General features: G+C 67.5%; 1 protein-coding gene. It reads left to right on the forward strand.

Translation table 11 applies throughout. The annotated features are described in order from the left end of the window. Positions 1–68 precede the first annotated feature (68 nt). Positions 69–1,213, forward strand: a protein-coding gene (locus tag KBX37_RS33890) for an IS3 family transposase (protein ID WP_210779889.1) whose coding sequence is annotated in 2 segments (ribosomal slippage) — positions 69–342 and positions 342–1,213 — 1,146 coding nt in all. Because the reading frame shifts where the segments join, the coding sequence is not laid out codon by codon here. The last annotated feature ends 41 nt before the right edge of the window (positions 1,214–1,254 follow it).

Below are 1,254 nucleotides of genomic sequence, written 5' to 3' on the forward strand. Positions count from 1 at the left end.
GGGACTGCCCCCGGTTCGGTTGACTCCCCACCTGTGAGGATGCGTTCCTCGCTGGAAGGATGTCTGTCATGCCGAAAGCGTTCCCCCTGGAGTTCCGCCGTGACGTGGTCGCGGTCGCCCGCAAGGGCGAGGCCCCCATCGCCCAGATCGCGAAGGACTTCGGGATCTCCGAGGCGTGTCTGCACCGCTGGCTCAAGCTCGCCGACGTCGAGGACGGTGTCCGTCCCGGGACCACCAGCTCCGAGTCCGCGGAGCTGCGGGAGCTGCGCAGGCGTAACAAGGTCTTGGAGCAGGAGAACGAGATCCTGCGCCGGGCCGCGGCGTACTTCGCCAAGGAGATCTCCCCAAAATGATGTACCCGCTGGTCGGTGACCTGGCCGCGGACGGGATCCCCGTCGCGGTGACCTGTCGGGTGCTGGGCTTCAGCAAGCAGGCCTACTACGCGTGGCGCACGGCTCCGGTTTCGCAGCGGGACTGGGACGACGCGCATCTGATCAACACCGCACTGGACATCCACGCCGAAGATCCGGCCTTCGGGTACCGGTTCATCGCCGATGAACTACCCGCCCACGGCATCACCGCCGGCGCCAACCGGGTGGCCCGGCTCTGCTCGGCGCAGCGGATCTGGTCGGTGTTCGCCAAGCGCAGGGGCCTGACCAGGCGGGCGGGGCCGCCGGTGCACGACGACCTGGTGCAGCGCCGCTTCGCCGCCGACGCCCCGGACCGGCTGTGGCTGACCGACATCACCGAACATCCCACCGCCGAGGGCAAGCTGTACCTGTGCGCGATCAAGGACGTGTACTCCAATCGGATCGTCGGCTACTCCATCGACACCCGCATGAAGGCCGCCTTGGCTGTCTCGGCGCTGCGCAACGCGATCCGACTACGCAATCCGGCCGGCACCGTGGTCCACTCCGACAGGGGCAGCCAGTTCCGGTCGAAAAAGTTCGTCAAGGCATTGCGGCGCAACGGATTGACCGGCTCGATGGGCCGCGTCGGCGCCTGCGGCGACAACGCCGCGATGGAATCATTCTTCGCCCTGCTGCAACGCAACGTCCTGGACCGGCAACGCTGGCAGACCCGCCAGGACCTGCGCTTGGCGATGGTGACCTGGATCGAACGGACCTACCACCGCCGCCGACGGCAACGACGCCTCGGCAAGCTCACCCCGATCGAGTTTGAGACAATCAACAGGCCCGCACACGCGGCCTGAACCACTCAGCCCCGCGAGTCAACCAAACCCGGGGCAGTCCC

The organism is Micromonospora sp. U56, from assembly GCF_018070095.1.
GTDB lineage: Bacteria > Actinomycetota > Actinomycetes > Mycobacteriales > Micromonosporaceae > Micromonospora > Micromonospora purpureochromogenes.